The organism is Ancylobacter sp. TS-1 (assembly GCF_009223885.1).
In the GTDB taxonomy this organism is placed as follows: Bacteria; Pseudomonadota; Alphaproteobacteria; order Rhizobiales; family Xanthobacteraceae; genus Ancylobacter.
In genome coordinates this window covers 3,171,164-3,185,428 of record NZ_CP045144.1, presented here as the reverse complement: position 1 = coordinate 3,185,428, position 14,265 = coordinate 3,171,164, and the positions used below count along the sequence as shown (strand labels likewise).

Below are 14,265 nucleotides of genomic sequence, written 5' to 3'. Positions count from 1 at the left end.
GACGCGGCCAAGCCGGCCGGGCGCCTGTTTTAACGCGTGGGCAAGGTCTGCGGCGCACGGTAGCCGCACAAGAAAATCTGTTCACAGACAGATGCCATGCGGATGAGTTCAGGCAGAGACAAGGCCATGAGAGAAATGGTGGAACGGGAACTGGTGGGACAGGGGCTGGCGTCGCGTCGCCGCGCCGCCGTTGCCCGCCGCTCGCACGGCACCGGGCTCGAATACGGCCTGATCGCCGCCGCCCTCGCGGTCGCCATCGTCACCGTCGTGGTCGGGGTCGGCACGCGCTATGGCGGCGTGCCGGCTCCGGCCCCGATCGTCACCGGCGAGACGGCGCTGCGCTGATCAGCCCATCAGCGGCGCATGGCGCCGGGGCGTCACCGCGCGGCTGACCAGCAGCTTGTCGACGCGCCGCCCGTCCATGTCGACCACCTCGAAACGCCAGCCCAGCGCCTCGAACACCGCGCCCTCCTGCGGCAGCGCCTTGATCTCGTGCAGCACGAAGCCGGCGGCGGTGTGGAAGTCGGCGTCCTGCGGCATGCGGATGCCCAGCATGTCGGCCATCTCGTCGATCGGCGTCGAGCCGGCGATCAGGTAGGAGCCATCGGCGCGCTCCACCATGTCGGGCTTGGCCTGCCCCGCCTCGTCCAGCACCACCGAGCCGGCGATGGCGTCGAGAAGGTCGGCCGGGGTGAGGATGCCCACCATCGAGCCATATTCATCGACCACCAGCGCCAGCGGCGATTCCGCGTGGCGCAGCACCTTCATGGCGTCGAGCGCGCCGGCGGTCTCCACCAGCACGGCGGCCGGCTTCACGAAGCGGCGGGGGTCCGGCGTCTCGCCGTCGAGATAGGCTTCCAGCAGGTCGCGTATGTCGATGACGCCGACACTCTCCTCCGGCGTGCCCTCGCAGGCCGGCATGCGGGTGTGGCGGGTGTCGCGGATGGTCTTGCGCACCTCGTCGGGGCCGTCCGTCAGGTCGATCCAGTCGACATCCGTGCGCGGGGTCATCACCGCCCGCACCGGCCGGTCGGCGAGGCGCATGACGCCGGCGATCATCCGGCGCTCGTCCGGGTCGATGACGCCCGCCGTCTCCGCCTCGGCGACGATGGCGCGGATTTCCTCGTCGGTGACGTTGTTGTCGTCGGCGCGGCCATGCTCGCCGAGCAGGCGCAGCACGAGGCGCGAGGAGATGTCGAGCAGCCAGACCGCCGGGGCGGCGACGCGCGAGAGTAGCAGCATCAGCGGCGCGATCAGGCTCGCCAGCCGCTCCGGGCTCTGCAGCGCGAGGCGCTTGGGGATGAGCTCGCCGATGATCAGCGAGATATAGGTGATCGCCGCGACGACGAGGGCATAGCCCAGCCCGTCGGAGAGGCCGTGCGAGACACCCTGGGTTTCGAGCCAGTGGCCCAGCATCTCGCCGAGCGTGGCGCCGGAGAAGGCGCCGGCGAGGATGCCGATCAGCGTGATGCCGATCTGCACGGTGGAAAGGAAGCGCCCCGGATCGGAGGCAAGCTGCAGCGCGAGACGCGCGCCGCGCACGCCGTTGTCGGCCATGGCGCGCAGGCGCGCCGGACGAGCGGAGACGACGGAAAGCTCGGCCATGGCAAGGACGCCGTTGATGAGCACGAGCAGGAGGACGACAGCTATTTCGAATAATGGCATCGGGTGACGGGGGAAATCCTCTAATCCGGCCATAACTAGCACGAAAGCCGCCATTCTCCATGACCGCTGGCGCGATTGGCCGCGCGGACGGCGTTTGACGCCCGTCGCGCAGGCGCCTAGAAGCCCGGCGAGACCTTTCCTGCCGCCGGCGGAACCGCAATGTCCTTCAACACTTTCGGCCAGCTTTTCCGCGTCACCACCTTCGGCGAGAGCCACGGCCCGGCCATTGGCGGCGTCATCGACGGCTGCCCGCCCGGCCTGCGCTTCCGGCTGGAGGACGTGCAGGCCGCGCTCGACCGCCGCCGACCCGGCCAGTCGCGCTTCACCACCCAGCGCCGTGAGCCCGACGAGGTGAGGATCCTCTCCGGCACGCTTGCCGAGGAGGACGGCACGCTCGTCTCCACCGGCACGCCGATCGCCTTCCTGATCGAGAATGTCGACCAGCGCTCCAAGGACTATTCGGCGATCTCCGAGAGCTACCGCCCCGGCCATGCCGACTACGCCTATGACGTGAAGTACGGCCTGCGCGACCATCGCGGCGGCGGGCGCTCCTCGGCGCGCGAGACGGCGGCGCGCGTCGCCGCCGGCGCCATTGCCGCCAAGGTGCTGCCGGGCGTGACCATCACCGGCGCGCTGGTGCAGATGGGTGAGATCGGCATCGACCGCGCCAACTGGGACGATGCCGAGATCGGCCGCAACCCCTTCTTCTGCCCGGACGCACAGGCGGCCGCGCGCATGGCCGACTATCTCGACGGCATCCGCAAGTCAGGCTCCTCGGTCGGCGCGGTGGTCGAGGTGGTGGCCGAGGGCGTGCCGCCGGGCCTCGGCGCGCCGATCTACGGCAAGCTCGACGCCGATCTGGCGGCCGCGCTGATGAGCATCAACGCGGTGAAGGGCGTGGAGATCGGCGAGGGCTTCGCCAGCGCGGCGCTGACCGGCGAGAACAACGCCGACGAGATGCGCATGGGCAATGACGGCCGCCCGGTCTTTCTCGCCAACCATGCCGGCGGCATCCTCGGCGGCATCTCCACCGGCCAGCCGGTGGTGGCGCGCTTCGCGGTGAAGCCGACCTCCTCCATCCTCACCCCGCGCCGCACGGTGACGCGCCATGGCGAGGACGCCGACATCGTGACCAAGGGCCGGCACGATCCCTGCGTCGGCATCCGCGCGGTGCCGGTCGGCGAGGCGATGGTCGCCTGCGTGCTGGCCGACCATTTCCTGCGCCATCGCGGACAGGTCGGCACGCCGCCGGCGTGGCCGCTCCCGCGCTGAGCGCCTAGCTGCAACTTTCAGTATAGCTGAAATGCACCGTCGATTTTCATTGCTGCCGAACGCGGGCGGATTTATCGTCCGGTCATGAAACTCGCGGACTGGCTCGTCATGACCGGAACGACCCGCAGCGCCTTCGCGCGCGCGGCCGGCCTGTCGCCCGCCAGCATCACCGCGCTGTGCAAGGACGAGCAGGCCTGGATCTCCCGGGAAGCCGGCGCACGCATCGCCTCCGCGACCGGCGGGGCGGTGACGCCCAACGACTTCCTGGGAATCGAAGGCCCCGAGGTGGCATTCATGACCGAGAATCTGCAGGGCCGCGTCGAAGCGGCGATCGAAGCCTTCGCGCGCGGCGACATGCTGGTCGTCACCGACGACGACGACCGCGAGAACGAAGGCGATCTCATCGTCGCCGCCCAGTTCGCCACGCCCGAGAAGCTCGCCTTCATCGTGCGCCACACCTCGGGCATCGTCTGCACGCCGCTCACCGCCGAGCACGCCAAGCGCCTGCGCCTCAACCCGATGGTGACGGACAACGACGCGCCCCACGCGACCGCCTTCACCATCTCGGTGGACTATCGCCACGGCACCACTACCGGCATCTCGGCCGAGGACCGCACCGCCACGGTGCGCGCGCTCGCCAACCCCAATGCCGGCGCGGTCGACTTCGTGCGCCCGGGCCACATCTTCCCGCTGATCGCGCGCGAGGGCGGCGTGCTCATGCGCTCGGGCCACACGGAAGCGGCCGTCGACCTGTGCCGCCTCGCCAATCTCGAGCCGGTCGGCGTCATCTGCGAGCTGGTCAATGACGACGGCACGGTGATGCGCGGGCCCAAGGTCACGGAGTTCGCCGCGACCCACAAGCTGACCCGCATCTCGGTGGCGGACCTCATTGCCTACCGCCAGCTGCGCGAGAAGCTGGTGAGCCGCTCCGCCGAGTTCGCCGCCCCGACAGTGGTGGGCGAGATGCACGGCATCTCCTATGTCACCCCGTTCGAGCCGGTGAACCATATCGCCCTCGTGCACGGCAAGATCGGCGACGGGCGCGACGTGCTGGTGCGTCTGCACCGGGCCGACCCTATCTCGGATGTCTTCACCGGCGGCAAGGCGATCCGCGCCTCGCTGGAGCGCATCAAGGCGGAGGGGCGCGGCGTGCTGGTCTATCTGCGCGACGGCACCACCGGCGTGCCGGTCTCCTCCGTCGGCGAGGAGAAGATCGAGAGCGCCAAGCTGCGCGACGAGAACTGGCGCGAGGTCGGCCTCGGCGCCCAGATCCTGCGCGATCTCGGCATCTCCTCGATTCGCCTGCTCGCCTCGCGGACGCGCACCTATGTCGGCGTCGCCGGCTTCGGCATCGAGATTACCGGCACCGAGACGCTGGACGGCTGATCGCTCTACCCTGGTAGCGCGCTCACGCGATCGGCATCGCGCGGGCGCGGGTGCCTGCAATTTCGACTTCTGGCCCCCTGCCGGGCGTGTCACCATGATTGTGACGCGTCTCTGACACGTCGAGGTCCCGTCACCGACGGAGGTCGCGATGGCGTGCGTGCGTGGATGGAAGGCGCTGGCGGCGCCGGCCCGACGTCCGGTACTTGGCCTGATGCTGGGCCTTTCTCTTGGCCTGTTCCCGGGCGGTTTTCTCGCGGCGGACGGGGCGAGGGCGGATGAGCCGGTCGACGTCGAGCTGGTGCTGGCGGTCGACGTTTCCTACTCGATGGACCTCGACGAGCTCGCGCTCCAGCGCGACGGCTACATGCGGGCCGTCACCTCGCCCGAATTCCTCAACGCGCTCAAGCTCGGCCCCAATGGCCGCGTGGCCATCGCCTATGTCGAATGGGCCGGCATCGACGAGCAGAAGCTGGTGGTGGACTGGACGTTCATCAGCGGCGCGCGCGACGCCGAGCGCTTCGCCCAGGCGATTCGGCAGGCGCCGCTGCGCCGTGTCTACCGCACCTCCATCTCCGGCGCGATCGAGTACAGCGCCGGGCTGATCGAGCAGAACGGCATAAGGGGCCTGCGCCGGGTCATCGACATCTCGGGCGACGGCACCAACAATCAGGGCCCGTTGGTCGACGCCGCCCGCGATGCCGTGGTCGCGCGCGGCATCACCGTCAACGGCCTGCCGCTGATGCTGAAGGAAGTGGCGGGCTCGATGCTCGATATCGGCCAGCTCGACATCTATTACGAGGACTGCGTGATCGGCGGCCCCGGCGCCTTTGTCATTCCGGTGCGCGGAACCCATGAATTCGCCGACGCGATCAAGACCAAGCTGGTGCTGGAGATCGCCGGCGTGGTGCCCCCGAATCAGCCCCTGATCCGCCCCGCCAACGCCGACGCGCCGCGCATCTCCTGCACCATCGGCGAGCGCATGTGGATGGAGCGCTGGGGGAATTAAGAACCCCGCTCCCGCCCTTCGCCTCCAGCCCCGTCATCCCGGCCGAGCGCAGCGAGAGCCGGGATCGCCCTTCGATGTCACGCGATCCCGGATCGGCCTGCGGCCGTCCGGGATGACGGCGGCAGGCTCGGCGAACCCTCACCGCCGGAACACGCCGACCATCTCCACATGGGCGGAATAGAGGAACTGGTCGACCGGCGTCACGCTCTCCAGCCGGTAACCGCCCTCGCACAGAATATGGGCGTCGCGGGCGAAGCTGACGGGATCGCAGGACACGCCGACCACCAGCGGCACCCTGGCTGCGGCGAGCTGGCGCGCCTGCGCCTCCGCTCCCTGGCGCGGCGGATCGAACACCACCGCGTCGAACGCCTTCAGCTCCAGCGGCAGCAGCGGCCGGCGGAACAGGTCCCGCACCTCCGCCGTCACCGGCTTGAGGCCGGACACCCCGCGCGTCGCCTTCAGGAGAGACTCCACGGCCGGGGCCGCCGATTCATAGGCCGCCACCCGCGCCCGCTCGGCCAGCCGCAGGGCGAAGGTGCCGACGCCCGAGAACAGGTCGGCGATCCGGCCGGCGTCCCGCACCGCCTCCCCCACCAGCGCCGCCAGCCGCGCCTCGCCGGCGGCCGTGGCCTGCAGGAAGGAGCCCGGCGGCAGCGCGACGCGGGCCCGCCCCATGGTGACAAGCGGCGGCTCGCGCTGGAGCACCAGCTCGCCATGGCGGGTCAGCCGCGCCAGCCGGTGGGCGCCGGCCACCTCGGCCAGCGCGGCGACACGGTCGGGCCTCAGGGGGCCGCTGCCGCGCACGTCCATGTCGAGCCCGGTCTCGCTCGCCGTGACCTGTATGTCGAGCGGCTTGGCCAGCGGGGCCAGCACCTGCGCCACCGCCCAGGCCGCCTTGAGCGCGCCGTCGAGGCCGGGCGCCAGAACGGGGCAGGCGTCGATGGCGACGATGGCGTGGCTTCGCCGGCCGGCGAAGCCGACGCTGAGCAGATCGCGCCCCTTCGGCGCGCTGCCGCCGGTGCCGCGCGCGTGGAACACGGCGCGCCGGCGGCCCTCGCCATGGGCGGGCACCAGCGCGGCGACCTCAGGCGCCAGCCCGACGCGCGCCAGCGCCTCCACCACCAGCCCGCGCTTCCATGCCTCATAGGGACCGCTCGCCCAGTGCTGGAGCGCGCATCCACCGCACACGCCGAAATGGCGGCAGACCGGATCGACCCGCTCCGCGCTCGGCTCGATCACCGCGACGAGGCGCCCGCGATCCTTCTCGCGCTCGGTCTCCACCACCTCGCCCGCGAGGGTGAGCGGCACGAAGACCGGGCCTTCCGGCGTGTCGGCGACGCCATCGCCGCGATTGCCGATCCGCGCAATGGCAAGCCGTGCCGTGCTCATCGACGGCTCGCGCACGTCATACGCCATGCAATATTATGTATTGATGCAACAACACTCTGCGTCAATTTATCACCTAATCTTCACGCTCACGTTGAGTTCACAGAATTGATATAGTGCGCGCGAAGCTGATTCCTATTTTTCAAACGGACAGCTTCGTTTACTTAGCAAGCGCACATAATAATAAGTCTTGAAGCGCGCGCAATGGGGGAAAGAATGTCACTTGTTTCGGCTCTTGCCATAAGTGTCGGTGTACTGGGGGGCGTCGCTACCTGGCTCTTCCTCGGACCTCTCGCCGGCGGCCTGCAGATATGGGCCGCCTTCATCGCCTGGGCCTGCTTCTTCCACTGCGGTGGCAAGGAGGCGGGCCTCAAGGCCACCGTGCTGGCCAACATCGCCGGCGCCGTCATGGCGGCGCTCACGCTGCTCGCGGTCACCCGCGGCGGCCTCGGCGAGTCGCTCGGCCTGCCGCTGTGGGCCGGCATCTGCGTCGGCGTCGGCGTGCTGGTGATGATCCTGCTCGGCCACCTGCCGGCCTTCGCCGCCATTCCGGCGATGGTCTACGGCTTTGCCGCCACCGCCGGTTACGCCCTGCTCGCGCAGGACGGGCTGGCGCTCCTTACCGCGCCCGGCCTGGCCAATCCGCTGGCGACCATCATCCTGTCGATGATCGTCGGCGCGGCCCTGGGCTACATCTCCGAAAAGGTCGCCGGGGCGCTCGTCGCCAGCGACGGCGCGGCTCGCCGCGCCTGACGCAACCGACGGAGACGGACGACCGGCGCGGACGGAGCCCTATTCCGCCCGCGCCGCCACGAGCAGGAATTCCTCATTGCCGTCGCCGCCGAGGATGGGCGAGGCGAGACGGTGCGTGACCCGCCAGCCCTGGCCGGCGAGCAGGTCTGCGATGCGATCGGCGGCCGCTGCCCGCGCCGCGGCGTCCTTCACAATGCCGCCCCTGGACAGCTTGTCGCGCCCCACCTCGAATTGCGGCTTCACCAGCGCCACCAGATGCGCGCCCGGCGCGGCATGGGCCAGCGCCGCCGGCAGCACCTGTTCCAGCGAGATGAACGAGACGTCGATGACGACGATGCCGGCCGCCGGCAGCGCGCCGGGCACGAGCGAGCGAATGTCGGTCGCCTCCCGCGAGACGACGCGCGGGTCCCCGCGCAACCGGGCGTGAAGCTGGTCGCGGCCGACATCCACCGCGTGGACGCGCGCCGCGCCGCGCGCGAGCAGAACCTGCGTGAATCCTCCCGTCGAGGCGCCGACATCGAGCGCCTCCAGCCCCGCCACCGACAGCCCGGCGGCATCGAGCGCGGCCTCCAGCTTGAGGCCGGCGCGGGAGACCCATTCATAGGCTTCGCGCGCCTCGATGACGGCATTGGCGGCGATCATGTCGGAGGGCTTGGCGACGGCTCGCCCGTCGGCGGAGACGAGGCCGGCGGCAATCGCCGCCTGCGCGCGGGCGCGGCTGTCGAACAGGCCGCGCTCGACCAGCACGCGGTCGGCACGCCGGCGGGTGGTGGAACGAGCTTCGGGCTTCATCGCCGGGCCCGGCGGACCTCAGCCGCGCCGCAGGGCGGGCGTGGCATCCTGTGTGCGCCCCAGCGCCGCGAACACGCCGGTCACGATGCCGTCGACGTCGAGCCCCGCCTCGCGGAGCTGGCCGGCCGGCGCGTCCTGCTCGATGAAACGGTCGGGCAGGCACAGCGTGCGCACCTTCAGCCCGCGGTCGAGCGCGCCGGCCTCGGCGAGAAGGGTGAGCACATGGCTGCCGAAGCCGCCGACCGCGCCCTCCTCCACCACCACCAGCACCTCGTGCTCGCGGGCGAGCCGCAGCACCAGATCGCGGTCGATCGGCTTGGCGAAGCGCGCATCGGCGACCGTCGTCGACAGGCCGAAGCCGGCGAGCTGGTCGGCGGCGGCGAGGCAGGGCGCCAGCCGCGTGCCGAGCGAGAGCAGCGCGATCTTCGAGCCCTCGCGCACGACGCGCCCGCGCCCGATCTCCAGCGGCACGCCGCGTTCGGGGCGCTCGACGCCGACCCCTTCGCCGCGCGGGTAGCGGAAGGCGATGGGACCCTCGTCATAGGCGGCTGCGGTGGCGACCATGTGGACCAGCTCGGCCTCGTCGGCCGCCGCCATCACCACCATGCCGGGCAGGGTGGCGAGCATCGGCACGTCGAAGGCGCCGACATGGGTCGCCCCGTCCGCCCCCACGAGGCCGGCACGGTCGATGGCGAAGCGCACCGGCAGCCGCTGGATGGCGACATCGTGCACCACCTGGTCGTAGGCGCGCTGCAGGAAGGTCGAGTAGATGGCGCAGAACGGCTTGAAGCCCTCGGTGGCAAGGCCGGCCGCGAAGGTCACCGCGTGCTGCTCGGCGATGCCGACATCGAAGCTGCGCTCGGGGAAGGCGGCGCCGAACAGGTCGAGCCCGGTGCCGGCCGGCATGGCGGCGTTGATGGCGACGATCTTGTCGTCGCGGCGCGCCTCGTCGATCAGCGCGTCGGCGAACACGCTGGTATAGGTCGGCGCGTTGGACGTGGCCTTCTTCTGCGTGCCGGTGGCGACGTCGAAGCGCTGGACACCATGATACTTGTCGGCGGAAGCCTCCGCCGGCGGGTAACCCTTGCCTTTCTGGGTGACGACATGGACCAGCACCGGGCCGGTCGGCGCGTCGCGCACATTGCGCAGCACGGGCAGGAGATGGTCGAGATTGTGCCCGTCGATCGGGCCGACATAGTAGAAGCCGAGCTCCTCGAACAGCGTGCCGCCGGTCCAGAAGCTGCGCGCGAACTCCTCCGCCTGCGCCGCCTTCTTGCCGAAGAAGCGCGGCAGGCCGCGGGTGAGCTGCTTGGCGGTCTCGCGCAGGGTGCGGTAGGTCGGGCCGGAGATCAGCCGGGCCAGATAGGCCGACATGGCGCCCACCGGCGGGGCGATCGACATGTCGTTGTCGTTGAGGATGACGATGAGGCGGGAATCCATCGCGCCGGCATTGTTCATCGCCTCATAGGCCATCCCGGCCGACATGGCGCCGTCGCCGATCACGCAGACGACGTTGCGTTGCGTGCCGGCGAGGTCGCGCGCCACCGCCATGCCGAGCCCGGCCGAGATGGAGGTGGAAGAATGGCCGGCGCCGAACGGGTCGTAGACGCTCTCGGTGCGGTTGGTGAAGCCCGACAGCCCGCCGACCTGGCGCAGCGTGCGGATGCGCTCGCGCCGGCCGGTGAGGATCTTGTGCGGGTAGCACTGGTGGCCGACATCCCAGATCAGCCGGTCCTTCGGCGTGTCGAAGACGTGATGCAGAGCCACCGTCAGCTCGACCACGCCGAGGCCCGCGCCCAGATGCCCGCCGGTGACGGAAACCGCGTCGATCATCTCCTCCCGCAGCTCGGCGGCGAGCCGGGGAAGCTGCTCCTCGGACAGGCGACGCAGATCGGCGGGTTCGCGGATCGTGTCGAGTAGCGGCGTCGAGGGACGGGTCAAGAAGGGCTCCGAAAACTCAATCGTCCGGGAGATGGCCGAAGGCAACGGGCAGGTCCGGGCGAAGTTCAACGGCATACACAAAGGCTTGCCGGGGCGCAACGCAAGGGGCTGCCGCCAGCGGCAACGTGATACCCCGTGCAACAGAATGTGGAGACCGGCGGCCGGACGCAACGGAGCGTTGGCCTCGCGCCCCGGCTTCCTCTAGAAAAACATCATGGAGACCAACGCCATTGCCGCGAGCGGGGAGGCCCCCGCAGAGCATGCCCCCGCCCGGCCGGCGTGGCGGCGGCTGGTGCTGTTCCTGCCCGGCCACGACCCGACCGACATGGACTATCACCACGGCCGCTTCGTCAATCAGGCCGGGCGCTTCGCCGCGCTGTGGTCGATCGGGGCGGCGACCACAGGGCGCCTCGACGACGGGCGCCAGCCCTATGCGCGCTGGGACGTCGACACGCAGGGCGCCAACTGGTCGAGCCACACCGACTACCGCATCCTGCGCTGGGAAGACCTGGTGGTCGAACTGGACGAGCGGCCCGACCCCGTGCGGCTGTGGCGCGGCTATGGCGGGCTGTGGGAGTTCCTGCGCGGCGGCGCGGCGCGCGGCTATTTCCGGGCCAGCCCGCGCTATGGCTTCTTCTTCTTCTTCCCCTACCTGATCTTCGCCCTGTTCGCCGCCGCCGGCGGGCTTGCCGGCTGGCTCGCCCATTGGAGCGCCGCTCTCTACCTGCCGGAATGGGCGGCGCTCGGGCTCGGCGCCATCGTCGCCGTCGCCGTCTTCTTCGCCTTGTTCCATCGCCCCGGCCGCGACTGGCGGCTGCATCAGGCGCTCGACGACTGGGACCTCGCCCGCGACTACCTTGCCGACCGGACCCCTCAGCTCGACGCCCGGCTCGACCGCTTCGCCGGGGTGCTGATGGACGAGGTCCGTTCGGGCCGTCACGACGAGGTGCTGCTGGTCGGCCACAGCCTTGGGGCGACGCTGATGCTCGGCGTGCTCGACCGGGCGCTGGACATCGAGCCGGAGCTGGCGGCAGGACGCACACAGGTGAGCCTGCTCACCTGCGGCGCCACAATCCCCAAGCTCGCCTTGCACCGGGGCGGCGACAAGGTGCGCCGGCAGGCGGCCCGCGTGGCCTCGACGCCCGGGTTGACCTGGGTCGAATACCAGGCCCGCCACGACGCCATCAATTTCTACAAGTTCCACCCGGTGACGCTGCGCCGCGCCGCCTTCGACCAGCCCGCGCCGGCGCCGCTGCTGCGCAACGCCAACATCAAACAGATGCTGACCCATGCGAAGCTGAAGAAGCTGCGCTGGCACGCGATGCGCATCCACTACCAGTTCCTGCTGGCGAATGAGCGCCCAGCCGCCTACGACTATTTCATGTTCGTGCTCGGCCCGCTCACCTTCGCCGACCTCACCTCGCGGGCGGAAGGGCCGGTCGGCCGTTTCGCGCCGGACGGCTCCCTGATCGCCTGAACCAACGGACGCTGCATGTCTCTTCTCGTCGCCGCCAAGATCGTCTGGGCCGCCGGTGTCATCGGCTGGTACGTCATCCGCATGCCCTTCGAGCGCAAGGTGAAGCGCGAGCGGGTGGTCGACGCCCGCGACCGGCTGCGCGAGCTGGTGCTGCTGTCCTGCTCGACGCTCGGGCTCGGCATCACGCCGCTGCTCTGGGCGACCTCGAAGCTGTTCAACTTCGCCAATTATCCCTATTCGCCGGTGCAGTTCGCGCTCGGTACGCTCACCTTCGCCTTCTCGCTCTGGCTGTTCCGCCGCACCCACAAGGATCTCGGCAAGAACTGGTCGGTGACGCTGGAGATCAAGGACAGCCACAAGCTGATTACCGGCGGCGTGTACCGCTATGTGCGCCACCCGATGTATTCGGCCTTCTTCCTGTGGGCGCTGGCGCAGCTCATCCTGGTGCCGAACTGGATCGCTGGCCCGGCCGGCATTGTCGGCTTCGGCATCCTCTATCTCTTCCGCATCGGCCGCGAGGAGAAGATGATGCTCGACACGTTCGGCGACGAGTACCGCGCCTATAGTGCCCGCACCGCCCGGCTCATCCCCGGCGTCTACTGAGGCGCGCGGGTCGGGCGACAGGAGAAACAAAGATGCTGGAACTGCGCCCGGGTTGCGAATGCTGCGACCGCGACCTGCCGCCCGACACGCGCGAGGCCATGATCTGCACCTTCGAGTGCACCTTCTGCGCCGACTGCGCGCGCGAGGTGCTGCATGGCGTCTGCCCGAACTGCAGCGGCGAGCTGGTGCGGCGGCCGATCCGCCCGCCGGCGGCGCTGGCCCGCCATCCGGCGGCGACGACGCGCGTGTTCAACCCCGACTGCGCGGGCCGGAAGGCCGGCTGAGCCCTATCCGGTCAGGCGGACGCCGGCGAAGCCGGATGCCGCGATTTCCGTGCACAGGCCCGACCACTGGCAGCCGGCGCAGGCGGTGCGGATCGTGCCGGCGGCGAAGGCCGCGCGCAGCGCCGCCAGCCGGGCGGGATCGAGCCGCAGTGGCTGCTCCGCCGCGAGCGGCTCGCCGAGCAGAACCCCGACATCGGCCAGCGCCTGAGCATCGCGCATGGCAACGCTGGCATTGAAGCAGTGATGGTCGGCCGCGCCCAGCATGGGGCGGCAGATGTCGTCCGGCCCCTCGACCAGTTCCACCGGCTCACCGGCATTGAGCCGGACGACGATGCGCTGGTAATTGGCGACGAAGGCCGGCGTGTAGCCCTTGCCGACATAGGTCAGCAGGCAGAGCAGGTGATGGCCGCGCAGCCGGACGGTCACGGGCGGCCGCCAACGGCGCGCGGTGAGGTCACTCGCCGTCCAGCGGCTGGGTGCCGGCCGGGCGGCCATCGGCACCGAGGGTGATCTTCTCCACCCGCGCCTCGGCATCCTTCAGCAGCGCGTCGCAGCGCGCCTTGAGCGCCTCGCCGCGCGCGTAGAGCGCGATCGATTCCTCGAGCGGCACGTCGCCCTTCTCAAGCTTGCCGACGATGGCCTCGAGTTCCGCGAGAGCCTTCTCGAAGCTCAGTGCATTCACGTCCGCCGCATCGCTCATCGCGTCCTCCGGTCCCTGAGTCGCGCCCCTTATAGCGCGTCGGGCCTCCGCACTCACCCCGCCGGGGTCAGCCGTGCATCAGCGCCTTCACATGGGCGGAGGCGGAGCGCGCGAGCCCCTCCAAGTCGTAGCCGCCTTCCAGCACCGAGACGATCTTGCCGCCGCAATGCTTGTCGGCGACCTCCATCAGCTTCCGCGTGACCCAGGCGAAGTCTTCTTCCAGCAGGTTGATGTTGGCCAGCGGGTCGCGCGTATGGGCATCGAAGCCGGCGGAGATGATCAGCAGTTCCGGGCCGAAGGCATTGAGACGCGGCAGGATGCGGCTCTCGAAGGCTTCCCGGAAATGCTCGCCATCGTCGCCCGAGCGCAGCGGCGCGTTGACGATGTTGTCGCTGGTGCCGCGCTCGCCGACCGCCCCGGTGCCGGGAAAGAGCGGCATCTGGTGGGTCGAGGCGTACATGACGCTCGGGTCGGACCAGAAGATCTCCTGCGTGCCATTGCCGTGATGAACGTCGAAATCGACGATGGCGACGCGGCCGATGCCGTGCACCTTCTGCGCGTGGCGGGCGGCGATGGCGACATTGTTGAACAGGCAGAAGCCCATCGGCGTGCGGGTCTCGGCATGGTGGCCGGGCGGGCGCATGGAGACGAAGGCGTTGTCCACCTTGCCGGACAGTACCTCGTCGACGGCGAGCACCGCGCCGCCGACGCCGCGCCAGATCGCTTCCCCGGTGCCCGGCGACATCACCGTGTCGCCGTCGATGCGCACCAGCCCCTCGCTCGGCATCGCCTCTTCCAGCGCCGCGACGAAATCCTCGGGATGAACGCGCACAATGTCCTCGCGCGCGGCGACCGGCGCCTGCTCGCGGGCCAGCGTGGCGAAGGTCTCGCCTTCGAACACCCGGTTGAGCACCCGCACCCGATCGGGCCGTTCCGGATGGCCGGAGGGCGTGAGATGTTCGAGGCAGGCGTCGTGGGCGATGAGAAGCGTCGTCATGGC

The 14,265-nt window shown here is 70.1% G+C and carries 15 protein-coding genes; 8 read left to right on the top strand and 7 right to left on the bottom strand.

The genetic code is table 11. The features are described from left to right. The first annotated feature begins 126 nt into the window (after positions 1-126). Positions 127-345, top strand: a complete 219-nt coding sequence (locus tag GBB76_RS14950; protein WP_152304039.1) for a hypothetical protein — start codon at positions 127-129, stop codon at positions 343-345. Here the strand turns inward: GBB76_RS14950 and GBB76_RS14945 are convergent, their stop codons facing one another. After that, entirely contained in the window at positions 346-1,665 is a 1,320-nt protein-coding gene (locus GBB76_RS14945; protein WP_152304038.1) for a hemolysin family protein, read from the bottom strand. Positions 1,666-1,824: 159 nt separating this feature from the next. Between GBB76_RS14945 and aroC the strand changes: the two genes are divergently transcribed. From aroC to GBB76_RS14930, 3 genes are all read left to right on the top strand, one after another. Beyond that, positions 1,825-2,937, top strand: coding sequence for a chorismate synthase (gene aroC / locus GBB76_RS14940; protein ID WP_152304037.1), 1,113 nt, complete (start codon positions 1,825-1,827; stop codon positions 2,935-2,937). A gap of 84 nt (positions 2,938-3,021) precedes the next feature. Next, positions 3,022-4,323, top strand: a complete 1,302-nt coding sequence (gene ribB / locus GBB76_RS14935) for a 3,4-dihydroxy-2-butanone-4-phosphate synthase (protein WP_152304036.1) — start codon at positions 3,022-3,024, stop codon at positions 4,321-4,323. Between the two features lie 148 nt (positions 4,324-4,471). Continuing rightward, positions 4,472-5,329 (top strand): DUF1194 domain-containing protein, encoded by an 858-nt coding sequence (locus GBB76_RS14930; RefSeq protein WP_371716950.1) that lies wholly within the window; start codon positions 4,472-4,474, stop codon positions 5,327-5,329. Between the two features lie 138 nt (positions 5,330-5,467). On the opposite strand, the gene GBB76_RS14925 is transcribed toward GBB76_RS14930, so the two are convergent. Then, a complete protein-coding gene (locus tag GBB76_RS14925) occupies positions 5,468-6,718 on the bottom strand; it encodes a class I SAM-dependent RNA methyltransferase (RefSeq protein WP_152304035.1) in 1,251 nt (416 codons plus the stop codon). A 213-nt stretch (positions 6,719-6,931) separates the two neighbouring features. On the opposite strand from GBB76_RS14925, the gene GBB76_RS14920 reads away from it, so the two are divergent. Next, on the top strand, positions 6,932-7,468 hold the full coding sequence (locus GBB76_RS14920) for a DUF1097 domain-containing protein (protein ID WP_152304034.1): 537 nt from the start codon (positions 6,932-6,934) through the stop codon (positions 7,466-7,468). 39 nt (positions 7,469-7,507) lie between these two features. Here GBB76_RS14920 and GBB76_RS14915 read toward each other — a convergent pair whose 3' ends face one another. Together GBB76_RS14915 and dxs are read right to left on the bottom strand one after the other, a co-directional pair. Continuing rightward, positions 7,508-8,260 carry a TlyA family RNA methyltransferase gene (locus GBB76_RS14915; RefSeq protein ID WP_152304033.1) on the bottom strand — a complete coding sequence of 251 codons (753 nt, stop codon included), beginning with the start codon at positions 8,258-8,260 and terminating at the stop codon, positions 7,508-7,510. A gap of 18 nt (positions 8,261-8,278) precedes the next feature. Continuing rightward, entirely contained in the window at positions 8,279-10,201 is a 1,923-nt protein-coding gene (dxs, locus tag GBB76_RS14910) for a 1-deoxy-D-xylulose-5-phosphate synthase (protein ID WP_152304032.1), read from the bottom strand. A gap of 214 nt (positions 10,202-10,415) precedes the next feature. On the opposite strand from dxs, the gene GBB76_RS14905 reads away from it, so the two are divergent. From GBB76_RS14905 to GBB76_RS14895, 3 genes are read left to right on the top strand one after another with little or no spacing between them, the layout of a single operon-like run. Next, positions 10,416-11,678, top strand: a complete 1,263-nt coding sequence (locus tag GBB76_RS14905; protein WP_152304031.1) for a hypothetical protein — start codon at positions 10,416-10,418, stop codon at positions 11,676-11,678. Positions 11,679-11,693: 15 nt separating this feature from the next. Continuing rightward, positions 11,694-12,281 (top strand): protein-S-isoprenylcysteine O-methyltransferase, encoded by a 588-nt coding sequence (locus GBB76_RS14900; protein ID WP_152304030.1) that lies wholly within the window; start codon positions 11,694-11,696, stop codon positions 12,279-12,281. Between the two features lie 32 nt (positions 12,282-12,313). Beyond that, on the top strand, positions 12,314-12,565 hold the full coding sequence (locus GBB76_RS14895) for a DUF1272 domain-containing protein (protein ID WP_152304029.1): 252 nt from the start codon (positions 12,314-12,316) through the stop codon (positions 12,563-12,565). A gap of 3 nt (positions 12,566-12,568) precedes the next feature. Here GBB76_RS14895 and GBB76_RS14890 read toward each other — a convergent pair whose 3' ends face one another. From GBB76_RS14890 to GBB76_RS14880, 3 genes are all read right to left on the bottom strand, one after another. Next, the gene (locus GBB76_RS14890; protein WP_152304028.1) at positions 12,569-12,991 is read right to left on the bottom strand and encodes a DUF1284 domain-containing protein; all 423 of its coding nucleotides are present in this window, start codon (positions 12,989-12,991) and stop codon (positions 12,569-12,571) included. 28 nt (positions 12,992-13,019) lie between these two features. Next, a complete protein-coding gene (locus tag GBB76_RS14885) occupies positions 13,020-13,265 on the bottom strand; it encodes an exodeoxyribonuclease VII small subunit (RefSeq protein WP_152304027.1) in 246 nt (81 codons plus the stop codon). 67 nt (positions 13,266-13,332) lie between these two features. Next, positions 13,333-14,262, bottom strand: a complete 930-nt coding sequence (locus GBB76_RS14880) for a histone deacetylase family protein (RefSeq protein ID WP_152304026.1) — start codon at positions 14,260-14,262, stop codon at positions 13,333-13,335. Between the last annotated feature and the right edge of the window lie 3 nt (positions 14,263-14,265).

Excerpts from the sequence above, each read along its gene's own strand:
- GBB76_RS14880 (WP_152304026.1), bottom strand. The coding sequence starts at position 14,262 with ATGACGACGCTTCTCATCGCCCACGACGCCTGCCTCGAACATCTCACG.
- GBB76_RS14900 (WP_152304030.1), top strand. The coding sequence starts at position 11,694 with ATGTCTCTTCTCGTCGCCGCCAAGATCGTCTGGGCCGCCGGTGTCATC.
- GBB76_RS14920 (WP_152304034.1), top strand. The coding sequence starts at position 6,932 with ATGTCACTTGTTTCGGCTCTTGCCATAAGTGTCGGTGTACTGGGGGGC.
- GBB76_RS14925 (WP_152304035.1), bottom strand. The coding sequence starts at position 6,718 with ATGAGCACGGCACGGCTTGCCATTGCGCGGATCGGCAATCGCGGCGAT.
- aroC (WP_152304037.1), top strand. The coding sequence starts at position 1,825 with ATGTCCTTCAACACTTTCGGCCAGCTTTTCCGCGTCACCACCTTCGGC.
- GBB76_RS14945 (WP_152304038.1), bottom strand. The coding sequence starts at position 1,665 with ATGCCATTATTCGAAATAGCTGTCGTCCTCCTGCTCGTGCTCATCAAC.
- GBB76_RS14915 (WP_152304033.1), bottom strand. The coding sequence starts at position 8,260 with ATGAAGCCCGAAGCTCGTTCCACCACCCGCCGGCGTGCCGACCGCGTG.
- GBB76_RS14950 (WP_152304039.1), top strand. The coding sequence starts at position 127 with ATGAGAGAAATGGTGGAACGGGAACTGGTGGGACAGGGGCTGGCGTCG.
- ribB (WP_152304036.1), top strand. The coding sequence starts at position 3,022 with ATGAAACTCGCGGACTGGCTCGTCATGACCGGAACGACCCGCAGCGCC.
- GBB76_RS14895 (WP_152304029.1), top strand. The coding sequence starts at position 12,314 with ATGCTGGAACTGCGCCCGGGTTGCGAATGCTGCGACCGCGACCTGCCG.
- GBB76_RS14905 (WP_152304031.1), top strand. The coding sequence starts at position 10,416 with ATGGAGACCAACGCCATTGCCGCGAGCGGGGAGGCCCCCGCAGAGCAT.
- GBB76_RS14930 (WP_371716950.1), top strand. The coding sequence starts at position 4,472 with ATGGCGTGCGTGCGTGGATGGAAGGCGCTGGCGGCGCCGGCCCGACGT.
- GBB76_RS14885 (WP_152304027.1), bottom strand. The coding sequence starts at position 13,265 with ATGAGCGATGCGGCGGACGTGAATGCACTGAGCTTCGAGAAGGCTCTC.